Raw genomic sequence first — 20,325 nt, forward strand, 5'->3', positions numbered from 1 at the left:
TTTGATCACAATTTTCCGGCTGCTCTCCCCCTAGGCAAGCGATGTGGGGCTAATCTCTTCTGGAGCAAAGGTTTGAGGGTTCCGGAGCACAAAGAGAAGCATCATTAACAAAAATTTGCAGTTTTGTAAAACTTCTGTTACATTAGTTTACATAAGGTTACAAAGCTCAATGTTAAGAGGGTTTATACCGTGTTTGCTCCCCTAGTCTTATTGGTTCGTTCTTGGATGGGTACAAAAGAATTCAACCGTTTTCGGGGTCAGGCCATTGCTCTCCATGCTCAACTCATTTCCCGAGTTTGTGACCGTCTTGGCCTAGATCGAAACTATCGCCAGAACATGATCCGCTTAGCTCGCGACAATGGCAAACGGTTGGGGCTGTTAGCTTAATTTCCCACTTCTGCTTTGGTTTTAAGGCTCATTGGCTTGATGGTTTTCCCCTGATTTTGATGTTGAAGAGTAACAATTTTTCGATTTTTTGGAGGCTACAATTATGGTTTTATTAATTTCATTGTTTGTTGTGGGTTGGGTTGCGGCGGCCGTCATTGGCACCCAAGCTTACTTTCTGGGTGAGCAGTCTAAGCCCATTCATGAACGCAACTGGCGGTCTGAGTCCTTTGAACAAATTGCAAAATCTGTCACAGGGCAAGGAACCGACTATGGGACTCGTGTACCTGGGTTTGAGGTTGTGGATGCCTACAACAGCAGTTTAATTCCTGACGCTTAAGGACTGAGTGAGAAGGAGTGAGATTATTTCATGCCTTCTGGCTGCCTAAAACCTAAGGAAAACTGGACATAAAAACTAAGGGTTTGTCACAGGCCAGGCTAATCAACTCGTTTGATTGGTTCTGGTTTTTCTATTTAGTAATGATCTACTGATACATCCTTCACCCGTTCTACCGATCACATCGCGAATTGGGAAATTATTCATCTCGAATTGACCAAACTATTCTGCCCAGGCCAGGGTATTTCGACCACAATTCTATTTATTAAACTTCACTGGATCGGGATTGTCACCTCAGAGAAATTTAGTCTATCCTGAATGTCAGGATTAACTCTGATTTCCAAATAACACTGAGCTATGGTCATTCCACAATTGAGTAACCTACTGAGATGGTCTGGCGGGATTTTGCTGCCGATTTGGGTTAGCATCTGCTGGCTAGGCCTGGGGGGAAACTTAGTTTGGGCTGAATCTGAAGTCCCGATTCCCCATAGTTTTGTCGCCCAGGCCGTGGCGCGAGTTGGCCCAGCTGTTGTCCGAATTGATACAGAGCGGACTATTACCCGGACTGTGGATCCCTTTTTTAGCGATCCCCTGTTTCGGCAATTCTTTCCCGGCCTGGGTCAACTGCCCCCCCAGGAAGATCGGCAGCGGGGCCAAGGTTCAGGATTCATTATTGATCCCAGCGGAATTGTCCTCACCAATGCCCATGTCGTCAGTGATGCAGATACGGTGAATGTCACCCTGAAAGATGGGCGCATTTTTGCCGGGGAAGTGCGGGGGGCGGATCCGGTCTCGGATTTGGCTGTTGTCAAACTAAAAGGCGTGAAAGGAGAACTACCGGTTGCGCCCTTGGGCAATTCGCAGGAAGTATTAGTGGGGGATTGGGCCATTGCGGTGGGTAACCCTCTGGGCCTGGATAACACAGTCACCTTAGGGATTGTCAGCACTCTCCATCGATCTAGTGCTCAAGTTGGCATTCCCGATAAGCGTTTAGATTTTATTCAAACCGATGCGGCCATCAATCCAGGCAATTCCGGTGGGCCCTTACTCAACCAGGCCGGGGAAGTGATTGGGATTAACACGGCGATTCGGGCCGATGCAATGGGGATTGGCTTTGCAATTCCGATTGATAAGGCAAAGTCCCTCAAGGATCGCCTAGTCCGCGGTGACAAAATTAAGCACGCCTACATCGGCATCCAAATGACCAACCTGACCCCCAGTCTGGCCGCTGAAAATAATCGCAACCCCAATTCTCCTGTGATGTTACCGGAAGTTGAAGGTGTCTTGGTCGTGCAGGTCTTTGCCAATACTCCGGCAGCGGGGGCAGGTTTACGCTGGGGGGATGTGATTACGGCTGTGGATGGGGAAACGATTACCTCTGCAGATCAACTCCAAGGCCTGGTAGATCAAGCCGATGTCGGGCAGCAACTCAGTCTCAAAATCCGTCGAGGTGAGCAAATCAAACAAATTGCCGTTCGCACCGGGGAGTTACCAGGGACAGCTTAGGGCTATATTTGGGAGAATTGCTGTCCCCAGAAATTGAGGAATAGGCTGATTTATGTATGATTGCGTCATTGTCGGAGCCGGGCCGGCGGGTGGATCTGCGGCATATCATTTAGCCAAGCGTGGTCGCTCCGTACTGGTTTTGGAAAAAGAAACCTTGCCCCGTTATAAGCCCTGTGGGGGAGGCGTTTCACCCCAAGTTGCCCAATGGTTTGACTTTGACTTTAGCCCGGCTATTTCTCTCAAACTTAGATCTGTCCGTTACACCTGGAATAAAGAAGATCCGGTTGAGGTAGAGCTGGCTTCCCAAGAACCCATTTGGATGGTGCGGCGGGATGTGTTTGATCACTTTTTAATCAAACAAGCTCAATTACAGGAGGCTGAACTGCGGGATGGTACAGAGGTTTTGGGGATTTCCTGGCACAGTGATCACTGGGAGATTAAAACTGCGGCTGGCTTGGTGCAGGGAAAATATCTGATTGCGGCCGATGGGGGTAAGGGTAAACTGGCCCAACTATTGGGATTTAAGGAGCGCAAACGCCGCCTGGCTGGGGCCTTGGAAGCCGAAGCTCCAGTTGAACATCAAGATCATGCCGTACATTTCGAGTTTGGCCTGGTTAAAAATGGTTATATCTGGAATTTTCCCAAGGCAGATGGTTATTCCGTTGGCATTGGCACATTTCGCGGCGGGGAACCCCAAGACTTTAAGAAAATCCTCCAGAACTATGCCACTCTGTTTAATCTGGATATTTCCCAGGCCCGCCAGTATGGTCATCCCATTTGTCTATGGGACGGCAAACAAAAACTCCACACCCAGAATGCCCTCTTAGCCGGAGAAGCCGCCTGTGTGGTGGATCCCTTTTCCGCCGAGGGAATTCGTCCTTCAATCTATAGCGGGATGCAGGCCGGCTTGGCGATTGACCGGGCTTTGGGTGGGGATAGCAATGCCTTGAGTGATTATTCGACCCTAATCAATGAAGAATGGGGGAGTGACATGGCCTGGGCCCAGCGGTTAGCCGGATTATTTTATCGAGTCCCCCATCTGGGTTATAAACTTGGAGTCAAACGTCCCTCTGCCACCCGCCGGATGGGATTGATTCTCTCAGGGGAAATGCGCTATCGAGATATTGCTGACCGGGCGATCAAACGTCTGACTGCAGGGCTTGTCCCAGGCCGGGGTACAACCATTTAGCCAAACTTGAGACTGAGACCTACAGCGAGTTATCAACATAGGGTTCTCGAGGGGCCGCCATGGTGAGGGAAAAGCTGTGAGCATCTATTTAGAGTGGCATTGAGTTCTTCCTTTGCCCTCTACATCATGTATGTAACACCAGATAGAATAAAGGCACATTGCTGACAGGCACACAACTTCTTGAGAAGTGCCAAACCTCAGCGGACATTGCCATCACTTTGACTCTAGGCAAGAGTGGATTGCATGATTCGGTCAATGCTTTTTTTCGTCCTGGCTGGGTTGTGTGAACTCGGTGGGGGCTATCTAGTATGGCTATCCCTGCGGGAAGGTAAAACCATCTGGTTAGCGGTGTTAGGCGTGGTAATTCTGGGACTCTATGGTGCCATTCCCACGCTTCAGCCAACCCATTTTGGGCGGGCCTATGCAGCTTATGGCGGTGTGTTTGTTGCGTTATCTCTTTTATGGGGCTGGCTCGTTGATCGAATCGGCCCTGATAAGTTTGATCTGTTGGGGGGGTGGATCGTCTTACTAGGGGTTTTTGTCATCATGTATGCCCCGCGAGGATAACTACCCTAACTTAAAGGCGTACAGGAAAGCCCCCGTTAGCAGTATCAGCATGAGAGGCGTAAGGCAATAGGGTACGGTGGAGCAGTAGGGCGCGCTGATCACCTCAGACCTATTGACCAACCGTAAACAGATGATCAAAGCGTGACTTGAGGGCCTCTAGTTTTCCAACTCGAGCCAAGAGGAGATTTTCCTGCCCAGAGGCCTGGAGTCGAGTGGCCCAATAGTGAATCTTCTGGGGATTATTAACCCAAAATTCGATTACCGTACTCACCACTGGCATTGCTTCCCAGCCTTTACTCAGAGCTACGGTTTCGACGGAATCCACAAAGGCATCCAAGGTGCAATGGTGAACCCCAACATACTCCAAGTCCGGGCGGCTTTGAATCACCTGTTGTTGGCTTTGGAACAGTTGAATTACCGGAGAGATACCCAGTAGTTGAAAAGAATAGGTCATGATAGCAACTCCTCATTGAGGCTTAGGATTAAAAAATCCTGGGGCTGAATTGCAAATCAAAATAACAAAGGTGTTCCTAAAAAAACAGGAGATTTAGAACAAAAATTAATATTTTGCTTATAAAATATTCATGAAACTGCAAAATTTCCCCTTGGCAGTGAGCTAGATCATCGGACTTTGTTACGTTCCTCACAGATCTCTGCTATTTTTCGTCCTATAGTAAGCACATCATCTCCCATAACTTATGTTTTCTTAATATGCAGATTCGCCGCCGCTCTCCTAATCCCCCCGTCCTAGTGCAAAGCTTGCAATTCCAAACCCGTATGGCTGATGCTGATGCTAAACCTCGGCACATTTTGGAGGAGATCATTTGGCATAAGGAAACAGAAGTTGAGCAGTTGCGGGAAAGCCTGCCTCTGAGGGATCTACAACGCCAAGTCTTACTAGCTCCACCTCCACGACCCTTTTATGAGGCGTTGAAGTCTCACCCCCTGAAGTTAGCTTTAATTGCCGAAGTGAAGAAAGCCTCCCCTAGTAAAGGTGTTTTACGACATAATTTTGATCCTGTGGCAATTGCCCAGGCCTATACTCAAGTGGGCGCAACCTGTTTGTCGGTTTTAACCGATGAGAAATTTTTCCAAGGCAGCTTTGACAATCTTATTCGTGTCCGCGAGGCTGTTGATTTACCAATTCTCTGCAAGGACTTTATTATTTACCCCTATCAGATGTATTTGGCACGGGTTAAGGGGGCTGATGCAGTCCTGCTGATTGCCGCAGTTTTGTCGGATCGAGATTTGCAGTATTTCCTCAAAATTGCCAATGGCCTGGGGATGGCGGCCTTAGTCGAGGTGCATACCCTTGCAGAACTGGATCGGGTTTTGCAATTGGATGGCGTGCAGTTGGTTGGAATTAACAACCGGAACTTAGAAACCTTTGAAACCAAGGTCAGTACCACCGTTGAGTTAATGCAACAGCGGTATCCAGAAATTCGCGAGCGGGGAATTTTGGTGGTCAGTGAATCGGGTCTTCAGTCCCCCCATGACATCAGTCAAGTCCACGCCTGTGGGGCCAAGGCCGTCCTAATTGGGGAGTCGTTGGTTCGGGAAGCTCCTGAGGAAGTCCATTATCTGGATATTCAGGCCCAAGTCACTGAGCGGGTTAATCGGTTGTTTCCTGAGTCTTACTTGTCAGCGGTGAGTTAATGGCATGGGGTTAGGGGCAGTTTTATTTGATTTTAATGGGGTGATTATTGACGATGAGGCCATTCACGCCCGCTTAATTGCCGATATTTTACTGAGCGAAAACCTCCGTCCCCAGGCCGATGAATATCAACAGTTTTGTTTGGGCCGCTCGGATCGGGATTGTTTGGATAATGTGCTCAGTCGGCGGGGGCGTTATGTGAATGGGGCCTATTTGGATAAACTCTTAGGACAAAAATCCCAGGCCTACCAAGCTGAATTATCCCAATTAACCCCTTTACCCCTCTTTCCGGGCGTGGTGGAGTTTATTCAACAACTGATTGCGGCAGACATCAAGCTGGGCCTGGTAACGGGTTCAATTCGGACAGAAGTGGAGTTAATTTTGGGACGGGCTGGCCTAAGGGATTATTTCTCGGTAGTTGTCACAGCGGATCAAATCACAGTCGGCAAACCAGATCCGAGTGGCTATCTTTTGGCTCTCGATCAACTCCAAACCCAATTTCCTGGCCTGGACTTAACCCCACCCCATTGCCTCGTGATTGAAGATACGTTTATGGGGATTGAAGCGGCGCGCCGGGCCGGACTACCCGTACTAGGCATTGCCCATACCTTTCCCTTTCATATGTTGCAGCGGCGGTGCAATTGGGTGATTGATCGCTTTGAGGAATTAGATTTAACCTATGTTCAGCAGGTCTATGCCCAAAAACAGGAGTTGAAAGCCTCAGCTTGATTCAGTGTTTTTCACAGTTCTAGCAAGGGCTAGGATGCCTAGTTTCCATATATTCTTATGACTCCATACTTCTGTCTTCCAGATGAGTACTCAATTCGTTTGGCTGAAAACTACCAAGATACATGGAATGTTTTTGTACATCAGTGCCTGAAAAAGGACAAAGAGAAGAGAAAAATTAACTGCTTAAGATCCCAAAATAGTCAATCTTTATCATTACTTTGGATTGTTATTCTTTGCCTAGGTTTACTATCAGCTTTAGCTATAGCTTATATTCTCAAAGAATGGATTTATTTACTCTGGTTCTTGTTAATCTTTGTCGGTTCTTTAACCATCACCTACACTCTGCTATTGAGTTGGATATTCGTTGAAGTTGTCATCAGAAACTATATTCTTGTCAAGAAGAATAAAAGGCGTTTATTAATTGTTCTCTATAAGCATCAGTTTGCTGGCTCTATCCTACTTGAATCTCGAAGAAACTACGGTGTTCTGCTTGGCCTCTATGTTTGTCCTAGTCATCGCAAAAAGGGGATTGGTTCATGTTTGGTACAGTGTGGTATCAGAGGCATTAGAACCTCTATCTACGTCCATGCTATTAAGGGTACAGAGGGTTTCTATGAGAAAAATAACTTTTCCAAGAGTCATGATCAGCCTGGCTACAATATGATTCTTAAAAGATCATCCATCGGTTATGGCCGCTAGAGATGTGGTGAGCCGAGCAGAGGCAGGAAAATAGAAATTAACTTTTCTTCTTGGCTTTGGCTTTTTTAGCAGCGGCTTTACTGGCTTTGGCAGCGGTGAATTGGGCGAGGCGGGCGGCTTCTTTTTCCTCAGCAACTTTATCTAGATAGTAATGGTAGTCCCCTTGATAGACCTTAAATTCACCATCTCGAATTTCAACAATCTTATTGGCAACTTGGGAAATAAAATAACGGTCATGGGAAACAACCACCACTGTCCCGTCATAGGCCTGGAGGGCAGATTCCAACATTTCCTTGGCCGGAATATCTAGATGGTTGGTGGGTTCATCCAAAATTAATAGGTTAGCTGGACGTAGCAACATTTTCGCCAGGGCTAATCGGGCCTTTTCCCCACCACTGAGGGCTGCCACTTTTTTATAAACTGTGTCCCCACTAAATAAAAATCGCCCCAGCAGGGTTCTGACTTCTTCGTTTGTCCATTGGGGAACTTCATCATGGATCGTCTCCACCACTAACTTATCGAAGTCCAGGGCTTCGGCCTGGTTTTGCTCAAAGTAACCCGGAATGACATTGTGATCCCCTAACTTAACCATGCCCGATTGGGGTGTTTCCAGGCCCATGATCAGACGCAATAAGGTTGATTTCCCGGCTCCATTGGGCCCCAAAAAGGCAACCCGATCCCCCCGCTCCAGTAATAACTCAGCCCCTAAAAATAAAATCTTATCCCCGTAACTATGGACGAGATCTTCAATCATCACCACTTCTCGGCCACTGCGGGGCGCAGGTGGAAATTGAAACCGTAATGTGCGGACGGAATCCACCGGGGCCGCAATCCGTTCAACTTTGGCGAGTTGTTTTTCCCGACTCTTGGCCTGGGTACTGCGAGTGGCACTAGCCCGAAACCGATCTACAAAAGTTTGTTGCTTTTCTAATTCCTTTTGTTGGCGTTCAAAGGCACTGAGTTGGGCTTCTTGATTCAGGTTCTTTTGCTCAATATAGGCGGAATAATTCCCTAAGTAGGTACTGGAAACCCCCCGTTCTGTTTCGACAATTTGAGTACAGAGCCGATCCAAAAACTCACGGTCATGGGAGACAATTACCATCGGAGTTACCAGGCCCCGCAAGTAATTTTCCAACCATTCAATGGTTTCTAAATCCAAATGGTTAGTGGGTTCGTCTAAAAGCAACAGATCCGGGGCCTGGAGGAGAATTTTGCCCAAACTCATCCGCATCTGCCAACCCCCACTAAAGGAACTCACCAAACGATCGCCATCCCCCACCTCAAAACCCATCTCCGGGAGAATTTTCTCAATCCGAGCCTCCAGACCATAGCCATCTAACCCCTCAAATTGGCGTTGGAGTCGATCCAATCGGTGAATCAGCCGCTCCAGTTCCTCCATGTCCGTTGTGTTCATCTCCTGTTGGACATCTAATAAAGCCTGCTGGGTTGCATTGGCCTCGGCAAAGACTGTCCAAAACTCTTCCCGCACAGTTCGGCTAGGTTCGACTTCAAACTCTTGGGTTAAATAAGCAATTTTTAGGCTGGCCGGCCGAATCACTTCCCCATCGGTGGGTTCCATTTCCCCCGCAATAATTTTTAGTTGTGTTGATTTGCCAGCCCCGTTCATCCCCACCAGGCCAATCCGATCCCCAGGCTTAACCTCCCAATTCACATCCTTGAGGACTTCCCCGGTGGGATAAATTTTACTGATATGGGACAACCGCAGCATTGCACGACCTAAAAGAATTAACGAAGATACACTCGGTCAATAATCACGAGGTTTTCAAGGCTATCTAGAACAACCGTGAATAAGAATATCTCCTTGGCAATGCTAACAAATTCTTGCCCATTTCCCGAGGACTGATCTTCAATAGTCAAAGCTTTGTTGCCTTAGGCCTAGGCCAATTTAGCCCAAGAGTCACAACAATGGCCAGCCTGATGCGTGGGTGACAAGGGGTATTAAAAATCCAGGCCATAATACCTTAAACCAAGACATTAGTTAACTCCTTCTGACATCCGCCCCACTGCCAATACAGTCAGAAATTGTCTGCCCATAATTTTGAATATTTTTTATATTGTTATCACTCACCCACTATTTGTAATTTCTAGAACCATTTAAAAATGATGTTGATTTCGATTGAAAATCTGGAGACTTTTCCAGGCCAAGTCTAGATAGAGAGGCAAGTTTGATTTTATAATAGAGGAAATTACCTTTGAATCATAATCAGGGCTTTAGCCAAACTCGTTATGACTGTTTCACCCCCTCCCCTCGAGCCTGAAGATGAGCTGGCCTGGGATTATCCAACTGCCGTTGCTCGCGTTGAGGAAACTATTCGTGAAATTGAAGCGGGCCAATTGGATTTAGGGACAGTGCTGGCTAAGTTTGCCACAGCCGTGAGGGATATCAAACAATGTGAATCCTGGTTAAGCCAGCATCGTCAGGCCATAGATTTACTCATTGAAGAGCTGGACGATCCAGCCTGGTAGAGTGCTAACTTGCCCAGATAAATCGACAAATATAGATAATTCTCTATTCCAGAGTTGATCTTCTTTTAGGGGCTAACGGAGCCAGGCCAATTCCGAGAGATTCTGCCAGCCCCTTATACTGAAGTTGAGTTCTATCTGGGTAAGAGCAATGTCTGAAGAATCCGTAACGCCTGGGACTACCGAGGCTACTGCAACTACACCTGCTAAGAAAGAAAAACCCCCGGCTGTGGAGGCCAAACCTTTTGCTGAGTTTATTCAACAAGACTTTTTGCCAGCCTTAACCCATGCCCTCCAGGCCAAGCAGGTCCAAAATGTATCTCTGGCCTTTACAGACGGACAAATTCAGGGGCAATGGCAACCGGGTCAACATCAATTCACCCTCTACTTTTTGGATGATGATATTCAAGGCCGCAAAGCCTTTTCTGAAACAATCGGGGGCGTACCCAGCAGCACCATTGAGCCTTTTCTCTGTGATGAGCGCAAAGTAACCTTAGACCTACTGGTTTTTGGAGTCGTCCAACGCCTGAATGCCCAAAAATGGTTGGGGGGTAACTAAGTCCCGATGGCCAAACCCATTAAAGTCGGTGATCCCGTCCCAGATATTAGCCTCCCCGATGCCCAGGGTGAAATTATCCGTCTTAGGGATTTTCAAGGGAAAAAGGCGATAGTTTTATTTTTCTATCCCAAATCAGAGAGTCCGGGTTGTACCATCGAAGCCTGTGCCTTTCGGGATGCCTATGGCATTTTTCAGGACTTGGGCGCAGAGGTGATTGGGATTAGTGATGATTCTGTGGCGGCCCAGGCCCGGTTTACCACCAATCAAAAATTACCCTTTCTGGTGCTCAGTGACAAAGGTAATCAAGCCCGTCAAGCCTTTGGGGTTCCCGGAGCCTTATTTGGATTTTTACCTGGCCGGGTCACCTATGTCATTGATCAAGGGGGCATTGTCCGTCATATTTTTGACTCCATGCTTAACTTCAAGGCCCATGTGGATGAATCCCTGGCAATTTTAAACGGGTTGGCTAGCACCGCCGGATAACAGAGGACGATAAAACTACATCTTCTCTTTGAGTTGCCTGATGTTACCCCTTGCTGATCAATCCATTCTTGTCACCCGTGCCGCCACCCAAGCCCCAACCTTTAGTCAAGCCCTTCGTCAAGCGGGAGCGACTGTTTGGGAAATGCCCACCTTAGAAATTGGCCCGCCCAGCAGTTGGGATGCATTGGATCATGCTCTGGACATTCTGGACAGCTTTGATTGGCTCATTTTAACCTCCACGAATGGGGTTGAGGCCGTTTGGTCACGAATGCGGGGCCTGGGGATTGATCCAGCTAAATTAACTCCGCTAAAAATTGCCGTAGTTGGCCAAAAAACAGCCCAATCCCTCCAAGCCTATGGCCGCACCCCGGATTTTATTCCGCCCCAGTTTATTGCCGATGCCCTGGTTGAGCATTTTCCTGAGTCCATGACTGGGTTGAAAATCCTTTTCCCACGGGTGGAGACGGGTGGACGGGAGATGCTTGTCCAGGCCATGACCGATGCCGGAGCCAAAATTGTCGAAGTTGCAGCCTATGAATCCCGTTGCCCGCACCAAATTGCCCCGGAAATAGCCGAGTTACTCCAGGCCAAAACCCTAACAATGATCACCTTTACCAGTGGCAAAACCGTCCAGCATTTCTGTCAATTGGTCGGAGGAGTTGAAATTGCCCAAGCTCTTTTAGAGAGGGTCAAACTGGCTTCCATTGGCCCCCAAACCTCCCAGGCCTGCCGCAAGTATTTCGGGCGGGTGGAGATAGAAGCCGCAGAACATACCTTAGAGGGGCTGGTGAGAGCTATTTTGACTGAGGGGGGGCAGGGTTGAGGGTGGTTTCCACGGTTAAGACTTGGGGCGGCGTGGCATCGGGGGGATAGACGAGTTCCACTTTGACCGTGCGCTGAGTTTGGGGAGGCAGATCTAAGGTCAAGAGGGGTTCGCCCATTTGTCCCCGCCGTTGCACCAGATGAAAATACTTCACTTGAGTTGTACCATTCTCTTCGTATTCCAGCCGGACAGGGCCGCGAAAAAAGATTTGATTGGCGGGCGTTTGCAGATAGCGCAACCCGGCCTGGGAGAGTTGATCTTCTTTGATCGGGGTTTGAAAACGAATGGCGACCTGCTGGGCCTGGATTGTGGGGTTTTTGAGGGGTAAGGTTAACTCGTAGAGAACGCCATAATTGCCATGACTGCGATAGGCCGTATCGGGATAACGGACTAGCATCGGCGCGCTTTGAATTTGCTGAGTTCCAAGAGTGCCCCGGTCAAGGGTATTAATCACATAGGAAATGGCCTGGTTTTCGGCCGGGATGGTTAAATAAGGAATTTCGGGCCGATCCGTTACGGTCGCGCGCCATTGTGACCCGCGAGAGACCCCAGCCACCCGGCCATAGATAAATTGCCCACTGGTTTGAGTTGGAGGTGTGGGGGTGCGGTCGCGGGGGATGGAGAGTTGGCCGGTTTGGGCCAGTTGTTGCCAATCTTTTAAGGTGGGGACTTTTTCGGGGCCGGTTTTTTCCCAAAGGGCCAAACTAGCCAAGTTAACGCGCCCATTACTAAACAGCCGCATTAACAAAGACCGACCATTCAAAGCCGTTGCCGGGATGGGTAAAACCACCAGCATTTGGCTGCTTTGGGGAGGAATGACATAGCTTTCTGGAAAGATCCCATCTCGTTCTCGCCGGAGAAAGTCCCCACTGGCGCGACTCCCCGGCCCGGCAAAGACCCGATTCCGTTGATCTAAAACCTGGGTCGGCAAATTGACAAAGGGGGCATGGGTGGTCAAACGAGTGTTGGCCTGGAGCACCAAGATCCGCACAGGGGTTTTGTTGGGATTTTCCACTAAAATACCCAGATACATGACCTGGGGAGCCGGAACTGGGGCTGCCTTGGTGACATGGTGGGCAAAAATATCAAAGCGGTCATTAAAGCTGAAATTCAGATGGGCGGCCGGGTTTTGTTTACCGGCCGGGTTGAGGGTTGAGAGGAGAATTCCTTCCTGTTGAATTTTTTCGGGACTGTTGCTATTAAACACTGGCACCATGTCCAAGCTCCCAGGCAGCGGCCGCACGTCATCGGGGCGAATCATTTCCGCAGGTGGGATGGCCGGGGCCTGGGCCAACATAAAACTAACCAGGGTGGGGAGGGTTCTGAACACGGCTGTTTAATCGAGGAATGAATAAATATTCTTTCGCTGATCTTCTCTCAGCCATGCAAACTCATGTTCAAAACTATCATCCCCACTACCCTAAATTTTGATAAATTTATCAAATTTACCAGGGATAAGCTTAGTTATGAATCATTGCAGTTTAGATGCTTCTACCTAGTTCTAAGGGATGTTGTGATAATTTTTCTATTACTGACATTTTCTTTCTGGTGCAAATCATCACACATGATTTCTAGATCATAGTGGAATGCTTTGACGTGTTCCTTATGAATCCGATAAATTCTCCTAGAACCTCACTCTTCAGAGTCACTATTTAGATTACTGGAATCATCTAAGTGAAAACCTACTGGTTGTTTTGGCTTGTCAGGCTCGCGTCGCTCCATTTTCATGAGTAGAATACTTATCTGCGAAACGTGTTGAATTAATTCGACAGGATCACCTGATTCCGTTGTTCCAGAAAATGAGATGAGTGATGGATCCCAATAGCCCAAACCTTTTAAGTGGAACGTCACAACTTGACCAAAGCTTACAAGGCGAATACCTACCTCATACCTATCATCTAAAGATGCATCAAAATCATTTATCCATTTTACTAAGCGTTTGTGAAATTCGCTTGCGTAATTTGCTTGTGCATTAGTGGTGAATTTAAACTCTGGCATGGTCACCCTAGGGTTTTGCACAGAGCGTTCAATCTCTCTCTCCACTCTAAACATATAGAATATTCCTGAGCAATATAACGTATGGAAAATAGTCAGATTTAAGCTTTTTTAAAGAGGCTTTAGATACCACCCTGAATGGTGACAGGGGGATTAATCAAACGCACAGAAGCCCCCACATCGGACGGGACAGTTAAAAGAGTTTGTTGATAGGTGACCGTTTGCCCAGGCCCGACGGTTGCTGGTTCTGGAACGGCTGAGCCAGTTTGAATCACATTCCCTGTATTATCCAAAACTTCAAAGTTGACCCCGCCAATGGTGACAGGTTGGTTGTTGCGGTTGGTGAGGGAGCCGGAGACTTGGGAAGATCCCGGTAATTTCAAGATCGGTTGCAGTTGCGGCGCGCCCACAGAGATATTTTGGAGAAGTTTTTGGGTTAGAACTTGGGGATCTGCCCCCGCCTGGGTCGTGTCAGAAGGAGGTGCAGGAGCCGTAGCGGCTGGAATGGCCCGCCCAAAAACTCCGACTAATTGATTCCAATAGCTTTGATTTTGGGCCCATTGTCGGGGAGAATTACCAATCACGATGATGTCACCGGGGTTTTTCTGGGCCTGGCTGGGTAAGGTGAACATTAGGGGTAGGAGTGAACCAACACATAATCCTGAACAGGCAATGGTTTTTATCTGTTTGTGAAGATGCGGCTGAATCCTCATATCCAATCACTCCCAAATGCTGGCTGGTATCTGCGATCTTTACGACAATTTTAACGAGTCAATGCGAAATGCAAATGATCATCTCCAGGCCTGGGGACATTACACCCCTGAATGTGGATCTTTGGCAGCTAGAACTAGGGCAAGTCTCGGTTAGGGGGGACTGGTTATCTGTTTCCGAACAGGCCTGGCTGGAGAAATTGGGGCTTTTCAGTCGGGCTGGCCAGCAATTTTACCAAAGCCGGAGTTTATTACGCTGGGTTCTGAGCCATTATGTTTCTGTCCCACCAACCGGAATTCACCTATGTTTCACTCCCACTGGCAAACCTTATCTAGATCGATGGGCCCATGACCCGGCCTGGCAGTTTAGTTGGAGTCATGCTGGGGCCATTGCGGTGGCAGCAATTACTAGGGATGTTCCGGTGGGGGTAGATATTGAACAGATCAAACCCAGGCCCAGAGCGAGGCAAATTGCCCAACGTTTTTTCTCGCCCACGGCCCAAGCCCACCTTGAGTCCCTGCCCGAACCTGGGTACACCAAAGAATTTTTAAGGGGTTGGACAGGCCTGGAAGCAAAAATCAAAGCGATGGGGGGGCAATTATTTCAGTCGGAGCCTTGTCCCCACCCTAACCAAACCGTGAATTTTACGATTGGGAGTCACTATGTCGGGGCGGTTGTCGCCTTAACAGATCAGCCCGTTTCCCTCAAGGTGATCTGCAAGTTACCCCAATAGGCTGATGATCAGGATCAAGATTTGGGGAGTTCTTTTGCGTCTTTGCCAATCACATCTGCCCAGGCCTGGTCGCCCAAATACTGCTCTAAGCCCTGCAAAATTGCCTTGACCATGCCCGGCCCCTCGTAAACCCAACCCGTATAAACCTGAATTAAACTCGCTCCAGCACAAATTTTTTCCCAGGCCTGGGCCGCATTAAACACCCCACCCACCCCAATAATCGGTAGCGTCCCGCCCGTGTGGCGATAAATGTAGCGAATCATCTCCGTGGACTTTTGCCGTAAAGGTGCGCCACTAATTCCGCCCGCGGCTGTTTCCACAGGTTCTTGGGTCGGGGGGAGCACTTGGGTCTTGAGGCCGTGACGGGAAAGGGTGGTGTTAGTGGCAATAATTCCCGCCAGTTGATAGGCCTGGGCCAATTCTAAAATTTCATCCAACTCATCCCAGGCCAAATCTGGGGCCACCTTAATTAGAAGCGGCTTGTGGAGGCTATTGATGGCTTGCAGTTCAGCTAGGATTGGCTCTAATTGGCTCCGAGATTGCAAGGTTCGCAGGCCGGGGGTGTTGGGGGAGCTGACATTGACAACAAAATAATCTCCCCAAGGCTGTAGCCCCTGAAAACTTTGGACATAATCCTCCACGGCCTGTTCGAGGGGGGTGACTTTTGACTTCCCCAAGTTAATCCCGAGGGGAATTGCCCGCAGGCCTCGTTCTGCCGACTGTGCCAGGGTTTGGGCCATGACTTCCGCCCCCAGGTTATTAAATCCCATCCGATTCAGACCAGCCAGATCCGCCGGGAGCCGAAATAAACGGGGTTTGGGATTTCCCCCTTGGGCCTGCCAAGTGACAGTTCCCACCTCAACAAAGCCAAAGCCCAATTCCTGCCAAAAACTACTGGCCAGGCCGTCCTTATCAAACCCAGGCGCTAAACCCAAGGGATTCGGAAAGCTTAAGCCCCAGAGATTTTGGGATAATTGCGGTGCACAGTACTGATATTGACTCCCACACAGCCGCCGTAACCACTGCCCTTTTTCACCCCAGGCCTCAATTTGCCCACAGGCGCGCACCAGTTGCTGATGAACAGCTTCCGGATCAGCCCGTAACCCTGAGAAAACTAAGGGACGCAGAATGTTGGTATAAAGATTCATGCCTTAGATTTTAGCCCCAGCCCCCCTAATTCGCCGATGATTATGTCTGTTTCACGCCGCGCCGCCTTGGAATTATTAGGGGAGATAAGTCGGTGGGGGGTGACTTACCCGGCCTGGAGGGCTTTTGGCTTAGAACCTGCGCGCCCCATTAATAACCACCAACGCAAAACTATGGAAATTCCCAATACCCCGACCACCGCCCTAGATCGTTTACTTGCTGGTAATCAACGTTTTGTCCACAATAAGTCCCTTCATCCCCATCAAGATGTTCGTCAGCTAGCGATTGTCACGGAGACACAAACTCCCTTTGCCGCTATTCTCAGTTGTGCCGATGCCCGGGTGATTCCGGAAATTATTTTCGATCAAGGAATTGGTGATCTCTTTGTCGTGCGTGTGGCCGGAAATATTGCCATTACTGAAGAAATCGCTAGTGAAGAGTATGCCGTCACAATCCTCAAAACCCCCTTAATTGTTGTTCTCGGCCATGAACGATGTGGGGCTGTTACAGCTACCTTGAGCGGCAAAAACCTACCCGGAGTTATGTCGTCTCTAACTACTGCCATTCAACCCGCAATTGCCCTCGCCCAAACCGAACCTGGTGATCTTTTGGCCAATGCCATTAAAGCCAATGTCCGACTTCAGGTACAGCGGCTAAAAAACTCTCCGGTGCTTGCCGAGGCGATTCGTAAAGAAGCATTAAACATTGTTGGGGCTTATTATGAGTTGGCCAGTGGGGCTGTCCGGCTCTTAGGCTAACCATGTTTGTCACTCGGGCGAATCTAACACATCAGTACCGGGGCCTGGGTGACTCGCTCAATCATTTGCGGCAGGACTAGACCTACCCAATCAATATCCGCTGCGGTGGTTTGTTTACCCAGAGTCAGCCGTAAACTCGATTTAGCCAGCCCATCGTCATAGCCCATTGCTCTTAAAACCGGACTGGGGACGGATTTACCACTGTTACAAGCCGAGCCAGAACTTACGCCAATACCCGCTAAATTCAGTTGACGCACAAGGGTCTTTCCACTCAGCGGTGTTCCATAGGCATCGGCCACTGTAAAGCTCAGGTGGTGGGGCAACCGATAGAGACGATGGCCGGTAGGTTGTAGTTGTGGGCAGGCATAAAGTTGGGCAAAGAGGCGTTCCCGGAGCGTTTGCAAGCGGGCCATTTCCGCCAAGAGTTCTGCTTCAGCCAGTTCAGCCGCAATCCCAAAGCCAGCAATATTGGGTAAGGCCTGTGTCCCAGCCCGTAGCCCCGACTCCTGCATTCCCCCAGCCAGAAAAGGATGTAATTCGACACCCGGCCGAATGTATAATGCCCCAACTCCCTGGGGTCCATAGAGCTTGTGGCTGGAGAGGGAAAGTAAATCAACCCCTAGGGCCTGGACATCAACGGGTAAACGCCCGGCAACCTGTACTGCATCCGTATGAAACAGAGCCTCACGATTACGACAGATTTTCGCCAGTTCCGCAATCGGCTGGAGTGTTCCAACTTCGCTTTGCCCGTAAATGACCGAAACCAACACCGTATTGGCCTGGATAGCCTGATCTAAGTCCCTAGGGTTAACTCGCCCCCAGCGATCCACGGGTAAACGCGTCACCTGCCAGCCTTGAGATTCTAAAAAAGCAATGGGTTGACTGACGGCAGCGTGTTCTACAGAGGAAATAATCAAATGTTGCGGGGACGAGAATTGACGGGCTACCCCGTATATGGCCAGGTTATTGGACTCTGTACCGCCAGATGTAAAAACAATGCCGAGGGGAGAACTGTTGATGAGGCTGGCTACCTGCATCCGGGCCTGTTCTAAGACTGTTGCCGCGCGTTGCCCCCATTCATGCAAGCTGGATGGATTCCCCCAGGCCTGGGTCATGACCCGATTCATGCTGGCCATGGCTTCTGGGCGACAGGGCGTAGTCGCACTGTAGTCTAAATAAATTTGCATAGATTGGCCCAGGTACAGTATCAAAAAACACTCTTAATCCCTATTGTGCCTTGCAGAGATTCTTTCAATCCTCTGTCTTCATAGAATTTTTTCCTACCTGTTTGCTGCCAGAGATAGAAATTATCTTATCCATCCCAATAGAGTCAGGATTTTTACACCGAGGACAGCCGTGGGTTATCTCCCCAACCTGGGCCAGACATGGTCAGTTGTCCCCCAACTGAGATATACAAAGCAACTGCCCGTCATGGTTTCGAGCCTTTTGGTATTTCATTACCTAAGCGAAAAGACGATTAGTTTGAGTTTTTGGTATAAGTTTTTGATGCCCAGGGATGTTATAGTTATATTAACGGGGCGTAGCGCAGCTTGGTAGCGCACCACTTTGGGGTAGTGGGGGTCGTGGGTTCAAATCCCGCCGCTCCGATGGTGGTTCCAGACCTTAACCCACTTCTGGCAAGGGTTTTGAGACTTTCTCGATTAGGTCTTATTTGAGACACCTAGCCATTTCTAGCTAAAAGATACTGTGCAAGGTTAAAACCCTGGCATTTGTGGGCGGTTAATGGCATGGGCATAATGACGGGCTGTGGTTTCCGGGTTGTTGCCCAGGATTTCCACAACCTGGGGGATAGATGCCCCATTTTCTAACAAATGACTCCCCAGGCTGTGTCGCGCAGCATAGGGAACTTGATGTGGGATGCCAGCGGCTTTACAGAGGTCTTTCCAGGTTCGCTGGCTAAAGCAGTGATCGTCAATGACTTTTCCTGTAGCTGTTGTAAAAATCAGGGCATCCTGCGGCTTGTCATTGGAAAAGCGGCCCTGAAACATGGCCAATAAATCAGGATGCAAGTCAATCACTCTAGCTTTACCATTCTTGGTGCTTTTGGCTTGGCGAGTACGGCCGAGACTTTCGCAAATGGTTATAGTTTGACGTTGCCAGTTAATGTGCCGCCATCGCAGTCCAATCGCTTCACTAGGGCGGACTCCCAGATAAAGTAGCACCATGTAGAAGTCATGGTAACTATGCCAACGAGGATGCAACCGTGCAGCATCTAAGAGCTTCCGAGTTTCTTCCCTGGTAAATGGCAGTCGCTTGGGTTTTGGTGCGTGCGATACCTTCAATCGTTCGATTGACTCAAAGTGATTGCTAGACCAGTGTTCCTCTGCTACAGCCCAGGCCCCAAAGGTTTTGAGCAGTGAGAGATTCTGGTTTGCAATCAAAGCCGATTGTCGAGACCGGAGCAAATCTACAAATGCACGGGCCTGGGATTCATCCTCAATGTTGGACTTAAACCGCTTTAGGTTGCTGAGGATGGGGCGGTAACGGCTTTCAATGGCCTGGGGGGACACTTGGGTTTGTCGAGATTCAATGAACCGCTCAAATAAGTGGACGGTAGTTAATGCTTCCCTAACAGGTTTGGGCTTGTATTTAGCGAGCGTTGGATCGTAATGGCCGCTGTGCAAGTCGCACTCAATTTCTCCGGCTTTACGCTTGGCGATACTGCGATTCAAAGGGGTATCTGCCATGCCCAAGGACAAACATTTGTCTTTACCCTGATGTGTCCATCACAGTTGTAGTAAGCCATTGCGGGTGTGGATATGAACACCACCACGTTTATTTTTCATCGTCACTCCAAAGGGTTGTTGATTCGGCAAGTTTATTAAGAGTGGTCGGATCGGATGAGCCATGAGCCAAAACGACTCTGACTTCCTCAAGAATTTTCTGCATCCGGTCTTGGCGGGCCTGGTCGGTTTGAAGTTGCTCAATTTTTGAAGCTAAACCAAAGGCTTCCAATGTTTTGAATACATCAAACTCGGTGGACGGAATGGCTTTTTGTCCAATTTCCAATAGCCGATGGATGGCGGCAGCACTAGACTCGGTTTCAAACTCCACAGCCTGGTGAGGCTCATCTTCAATTAATGTCTCAACCTCCTTTTAAATCTGATCCTCAATTAACGTCCTCAAAGCTTCTCTAATACCATCCATTAGTTGCTTAATACGTTGTTGTCGCCTGGCTTGTTGGGCGGCGAAATTCAGCGGCTTGGAGCATTAAACACTGTTCAACGTGCATTTTCAGCAGGTCATCACTCGATAAAGTCCCGGTTGCCTCAGCGGAGTGAAGCCGCAACAGATCGCCAGGGACAATTTCAAAGAATTTACAAATCTTTTCAATTACACCAGCGTCAATTCGGTCGTAATCATTCCGAGCAATCCGATGAACCGTGGTGTAAGCGACTCCGGTCGCTTCAGCCAATTTTCTCAAACTAACCTTTTTTGATTTCGCTATCAAATCTAGCGTGCAGTAAAAATCTCTCATTGCGACTATAGCTATATAGCAGTGCTAAGTTAGAACAGAACAAGGTGAGTATTTATCAATTTTAGGAAA

Annotated in this window: 25 protein-coding genes and 1 tRNA gene; 15 read left to right on the forward strand and 11 right to left on the reverse strand. The window is 48.8% G+C overall.

The window, feature by feature from the left end; translation table 11 throughout:
* Positions 1-189: 189 nt before the first annotated feature.
* The 5 genes from pgr5 to RIF25_RS16735 all read left to right on the forward strand — a co-directional run bounded on the left by pgr5 (position 190) and on the right by RIF25_RS16735 (position 3,983).
* Complete coding sequence (gene pgr5, locus RIF25_RS16715; RefSeq protein WP_015123721.1) at positions 190-387, forward strand: cyclic electron transport protein PGR5; 198 nt, start codon at positions 190-192, stop codon at positions 385-387.
* 103 nt (positions 388-490) lie between these two features.
* Positions 491-724, forward strand: a complete 234-nt coding sequence (locus RIF25_RS16720) for a photosystem II protein, Psb35-related (RefSeq protein ID WP_322879656.1) — start codon at positions 491-493, stop codon at positions 722-724.
* A gap of 354 nt (positions 725-1,078) precedes the next feature.
* The gene (locus RIF25_RS16725; RefSeq protein ID WP_322879657.1) at positions 1,079-2,227 is read left to right on the forward strand and encodes an HhoA/HhoB/HtrA family serine endopeptidase; all 1,149 of its coding nucleotides are present in this window, start codon (positions 1,079-1,081) and stop codon (positions 2,225-2,227) included.
* A gap of 52 nt (positions 2,228-2,279) precedes the next feature.
* On the forward strand, positions 2,280-3,416 hold the full coding sequence (locus RIF25_RS16730; protein ID WP_322879658.1) for a geranylgeranyl reductase family protein: 1,137 nt from the start codon (positions 2,280-2,282) through the stop codon (positions 3,414-3,416).
* A 255-nt stretch (positions 3,417-3,671) separates the two neighbouring features.
* The gene (locus RIF25_RS16735) at positions 3,672-3,983 is read left to right on the forward strand and encodes a YnfA family protein (protein WP_322879659.1); all 312 of its coding nucleotides are present in this window, start codon (positions 3,672-3,674) and stop codon (positions 3,981-3,983) included.
* Positions 3,984-4,092: 109 nt separating this feature from the next.
* Here the strand turns inward: RIF25_RS16735 and RIF25_RS16740 are convergent, their stop codons facing one another.
* Positions 4,093-4,437 carry a hypothetical protein gene (locus RIF25_RS16740; RefSeq protein ID WP_322879660.1) on the reverse strand — a complete coding sequence of 115 codons (345 nt, stop codon included), beginning with the start codon at positions 4,435-4,437 and terminating at the stop codon, positions 4,093-4,095.
* A gap of 257 nt (positions 4,438-4,694) precedes the next feature.
* Here RIF25_RS16740 and trpC point away from each other — a divergent pair, with 257 nt between their 5' ends.
* From trpC to RIF25_RS16755, 3 genes are read left to right on the forward strand one after another with little or no spacing between them, the layout of a single operon-like run.
* A complete protein-coding gene (gene trpC / locus RIF25_RS16745; protein WP_322879661.1) occupies positions 4,695-5,639 on the forward strand; it encodes an indole-3-glycerol phosphate synthase TrpC in 945 nt (314 codons plus the stop codon).
* Between the two features lie 4 nt (positions 5,640-5,643).
* The gene (locus RIF25_RS16750; RefSeq protein WP_322879662.1) at positions 5,644-6,366 is read left to right on the forward strand and encodes an HAD family hydrolase; all 723 of its coding nucleotides are present in this window, start codon (positions 5,644-5,646) and stop codon (positions 6,364-6,366) included.
* A 57-nt stretch (positions 6,367-6,423) separates the two neighbouring features.
* Positions 6,424-7,065 (forward strand): GNAT family N-acetyltransferase, encoded by a 642-nt coding sequence (locus RIF25_RS16755; RefSeq protein ID WP_322879663.1) that lies wholly within the window; start codon positions 6,424-6,426, stop codon positions 7,063-7,065.
* A gap of 37 nt (positions 7,066-7,102) precedes the next feature.
* Here the strand turns inward: RIF25_RS16755 and RIF25_RS16760 are convergent, their stop codons facing one another.
* On the reverse strand, positions 7,103-8,794 hold the full coding sequence (locus tag RIF25_RS16760; protein ID WP_322879664.1) for an ABC-F family ATP-binding cassette domain-containing protein: 1,692 nt from the start codon (positions 8,792-8,794) through the stop codon (positions 7,103-7,105).
* A gap of 17 nt (positions 8,795-8,811) precedes the next feature.
* On the reverse strand, positions 8,812-8,943 hold the full coding sequence (locus RIF25_RS16765) for a hypothetical protein (RefSeq protein WP_322879665.1): 132 nt from the start codon (positions 8,941-8,943) through the stop codon (positions 8,812-8,814).
* 369 nt (positions 8,944-9,312) lie between these two features.
* Here RIF25_RS16765 and xseB point away from each other — a divergent pair, with 369 nt between their 5' ends.
* The 4 genes from xseB to RIF25_RS16785 all read left to right on the forward strand — a co-directional run bounded on the left by xseB (position 9,313) and on the right by RIF25_RS16785 (position 11,414).
* Complete coding sequence (xseB, locus tag RIF25_RS16770) at positions 9,313-9,552, forward strand: exodeoxyribonuclease VII small subunit (protein ID WP_322879666.1); 240 nt, start codon at positions 9,313-9,315, stop codon at positions 9,550-9,552.
* 148 nt (positions 9,553-9,700) lie between these two features.
* Positions 9,701-10,108: a DUF2996 domain-containing protein gene (locus RIF25_RS16775; protein ID WP_322879667.1), complete on the forward strand. Its 408-nt coding sequence runs from the start codon at positions 9,701-9,703 to the stop codon at positions 10,106-10,108.
* 6 nt (positions 10,109-10,114) lie between these two features.
* Entirely contained in the window at positions 10,115-10,591 is a 477-nt protein-coding gene (locus RIF25_RS16780) for a peroxiredoxin (RefSeq protein ID WP_322879668.1), read from the forward strand.
* Between the two features lie 40 nt (positions 10,592-10,631).
* A complete protein-coding gene (locus tag RIF25_RS16785) occupies positions 10,632-11,414 on the forward strand; it encodes a uroporphyrinogen-III synthase (RefSeq protein ID WP_322879669.1) in 783 nt (260 codons plus the stop codon).
* On the opposite strand, the gene RIF25_RS16790 is transcribed toward RIF25_RS16785, so the two are convergent.
* The 3 genes from RIF25_RS16790 to RIF25_RS16800 form a co-directional block, all read right to left on the reverse strand.
* Positions 11,386-12,744 (reverse strand): DUF3370 domain-containing protein, encoded by a 1,359-nt coding sequence (locus RIF25_RS16790; RefSeq protein ID WP_322879670.1) that lies wholly within the window; start codon positions 12,742-12,744, stop codon positions 11,386-11,388. The genes RIF25_RS16785 and RIF25_RS16790 overlap by 29 nt on opposite strands.
* A gap of 302 nt (positions 12,745-13,046) precedes the next feature.
* Positions 13,047-13,466, reverse strand: coding sequence for a DUF6173 family protein (locus tag RIF25_RS16795; protein WP_322879671.1), 420 nt, complete (start codon positions 13,464-13,466; stop codon positions 13,047-13,049).
* A 65-nt stretch (positions 13,467-13,531) separates the two neighbouring features.
* On the reverse strand, positions 13,532-14,122 hold the full coding sequence (locus tag RIF25_RS16800; protein ID WP_322879672.1) for an FxLYD domain-containing protein: 591 nt from the start codon (positions 14,120-14,122) through the stop codon (positions 13,532-13,534).
* Between the two features lie 68 nt (positions 14,123-14,190).
* Here RIF25_RS16800 and RIF25_RS16805 point away from each other — a divergent pair, with 68 nt between their 5' ends.
* A complete protein-coding gene (locus RIF25_RS16805) occupies positions 14,191-14,853 on the forward strand; it encodes a 4'-phosphopantetheinyl transferase family protein (RefSeq protein ID WP_322879673.1) in 663 nt (220 codons plus the stop codon).
* Between the two features lie 14 nt (positions 14,854-14,867).
* On the opposite strand, the gene RIF25_RS16810 is transcribed toward RIF25_RS16805, so the two are convergent.
* A complete protein-coding gene (locus RIF25_RS16810) occupies positions 14,868-16,001 on the reverse strand; it encodes a quinone-dependent dihydroorotate dehydrogenase (RefSeq protein WP_322879674.1) in 1,134 nt (377 codons plus the stop codon).
* A gap of 42 nt (positions 16,002-16,043) precedes the next feature.
* Here RIF25_RS16810 and RIF25_RS16815 point away from each other — a divergent pair, with 42 nt between their 5' ends.
* Positions 16,044-16,757, forward strand: coding sequence for a carbonic anhydrase (locus RIF25_RS16815; protein ID WP_322879675.1), 714 nt, complete (start codon positions 16,044-16,046; stop codon positions 16,755-16,757).
* A gap of 23 nt (positions 16,758-16,780) precedes the next feature.
* On the opposite strand, the gene RIF25_RS16820 is transcribed toward RIF25_RS16815, so the two are convergent.
* Complete coding sequence (locus tag RIF25_RS16820) at positions 16,781-17,944, reverse strand: cysteine desulfurase family protein (protein ID WP_322879676.1); 1,164 nt, start codon at positions 17,942-17,944, stop codon at positions 16,781-16,783.
* Between the two features lie 347 nt (positions 17,945-18,291).
* Here RIF25_RS16820 and RIF25_RS16825 point away from each other — a divergent pair.
* Positions 18,292-18,365, forward strand: a tRNA-Pro gene (locus tag RIF25_RS16825).
* Positions 18,366-18,472: 107 nt separating this feature from the next.
* Here the strand turns inward: RIF25_RS16825 and RIF25_RS16830 are convergent.
* From RIF25_RS16830 to RIF25_RS16840, 3 genes are all read right to left on the reverse strand, one after another.
* Positions 18,473-19,465 carry a tyrosine-type recombinase/integrase gene (locus tag RIF25_RS16830; RefSeq protein WP_322879677.1) on the reverse strand — a complete coding sequence of 331 codons (993 nt, stop codon included), beginning with the start codon at positions 19,463-19,465 and terminating at the stop codon, positions 18,473-18,475.
* A gap of 88 nt (positions 19,466-19,553) precedes the next feature.
* Positions 19,554-19,832 (reverse strand): hypothetical protein, encoded by a 279-nt coding sequence (locus tag RIF25_RS16835; protein ID WP_322879678.1) that lies wholly within the window; start codon positions 19,830-19,832, stop codon positions 19,554-19,556.
* Between the two features lie 100 nt (positions 19,833-19,932).
* Positions 19,933-20,256 carry a helix-turn-helix domain-containing protein gene (locus RIF25_RS16840; RefSeq protein ID WP_322879679.1) on the reverse strand — a complete coding sequence of 108 codons (324 nt, stop codon included), beginning with the start codon at positions 20,254-20,256 and terminating at the stop codon, positions 19,933-19,935.
* Between the last annotated feature and the right edge of the window lie 69 nt (positions 20,257-20,325).

Source organism: Pseudocalidococcus azoricus BACA0444 (assembly GCF_031729055.1).
GTDB classification, from domain to species: domain Bacteria; phylum Cyanobacteriota; class Cyanobacteriia; order Thermosynechococcales; family Thermosynechococcaceae; genus Pseudocalidococcus; species Pseudocalidococcus azoricus.

Bases quoted from the DNA above. Each gene is read 5' to 3' on its own strand.
- RIF25_RS16735 (WP_322879659.1), top strand. From the start codon at position 3,672: ATGCTTTTTTTCGTCCTGGCTGGGTTGTGTGAACTCGGTGGGGGCTAT.
- RIF25_RS16740 (WP_322879660.1), bottom strand. From the start codon at position 4,437: ATGACCTATTCTTTTCAACTACTGGGTATCTCTCCGGTAATTCAACTG.
- RIF25_RS16730 (WP_322879658.1), top strand. From the start codon at position 2,280: ATGTATGATTGCGTCATTGTCGGAGCCGGGCCGGCGGGTGGATCTGCG.
- RIF25_RS16750 (WP_322879662.1), top strand. From the start codon at position 5,644: ATGGGGTTAGGGGCAGTTTTATTTGATTTTAATGGGGTGATTATTGAC.
- RIF25_RS16775 (WP_322879667.1), top strand. From the start codon at position 9,701: ATGTCTGAAGAATCCGTAACGCCTGGGACTACCGAGGCTACTGCAACT.
- RIF25_RS16785 (WP_322879669.1), top strand. From the start codon at position 10,632: ATGTTACCCCTTGCTGATCAATCCATTCTTGTCACCCGTGCCGCCACC.
- RIF25_RS16800 (WP_322879672.1), bottom strand. From the start codon at position 14,122: ATGAGGATTCAGCCGCATCTTCACAAACAGATAAAAACCATTGCCTGT.
- RIF25_RS16760 (WP_322879664.1), bottom strand. From the start codon at position 8,794: ATGCTGCGGTTGTCCCATATCAGTAAAATTTATCCCACCGGGGAAGTC.
- xseB (WP_322879666.1), top strand. From the start codon at position 9,313: ATGACTGTTTCACCCCCTCCCCTCGAGCCTGAAGATGAGCTGGCCTGG.
- RIF25_RS16725 (WP_322879657.1), top strand. From the start codon at position 1,079: ATGGTCATTCCACAATTGAGTAACCTACTGAGATGGTCTGGCGGGATT.
- trpC (WP_322879661.1), top strand. From the start codon at position 4,695: ATGCAGATTCGCCGCCGCTCTCCTAATCCCCCCGTCCTAGTGCAAAGC.
- RIF25_RS16840 (WP_322879679.1), bottom strand. From the start codon at position 20,256: ATGAGAGATTTTTACTGCACGCTAGATTTGATAGCGAAATCAAAAAAG.
- RIF25_RS16780 (WP_322879668.1), top strand. From the start codon at position 10,115: ATGGCCAAACCCATTAAAGTCGGTGATCCCGTCCCAGATATTAGCCTC.
- RIF25_RS16755 (WP_322879663.1), top strand. From the start codon at position 6,424: ATGACTCCATACTTCTGTCTTCCAGATGAGTACTCAATTCGTTTGGCT.
- RIF25_RS16820 (WP_322879676.1), bottom strand. From the start codon at position 17,944: ATGCAAATTTATTTAGACTACAGTGCGACTACGCCCTGTCGCCCAGAA.
- RIF25_RS16720 (WP_322879656.1), top strand. From the start codon at position 491: ATGGTTTTATTAATTTCATTGTTTGTTGTGGGTTGGGTTGCGGCGGCC.
- RIF25_RS16810 (WP_322879674.1), bottom strand. From the start codon at position 16,001: ATGAATCTTTATACCAACATTCTGCGTCCCTTAGTTTTCTCAGGGTTA.
- RIF25_RS16830 (WP_322879677.1), bottom strand. From the start codon at position 19,465: ATGGCAGATACCCCTTTGAATCGCAGTATCGCCAAGCGTAAAGCCGGA.
- RIF25_RS16815 (WP_322879675.1), top strand. From the start codon at position 16,044: ATGTCTGTTTCACGCCGCGCCGCCTTGGAATTATTAGGGGAGATAAGT.
- RIF25_RS16795 (WP_322879671.1), bottom strand. From the start codon at position 13,466: ATGTTTAGAGTGGAGAGAGAGATTGAACGCTCTGTGCAAAACCCTAGG.
- RIF25_RS16805 (WP_322879673.1), top strand. From the start codon at position 14,191: ATGCAAATGATCATCTCCAGGCCTGGGGACATTACACCCCTGAATGTG.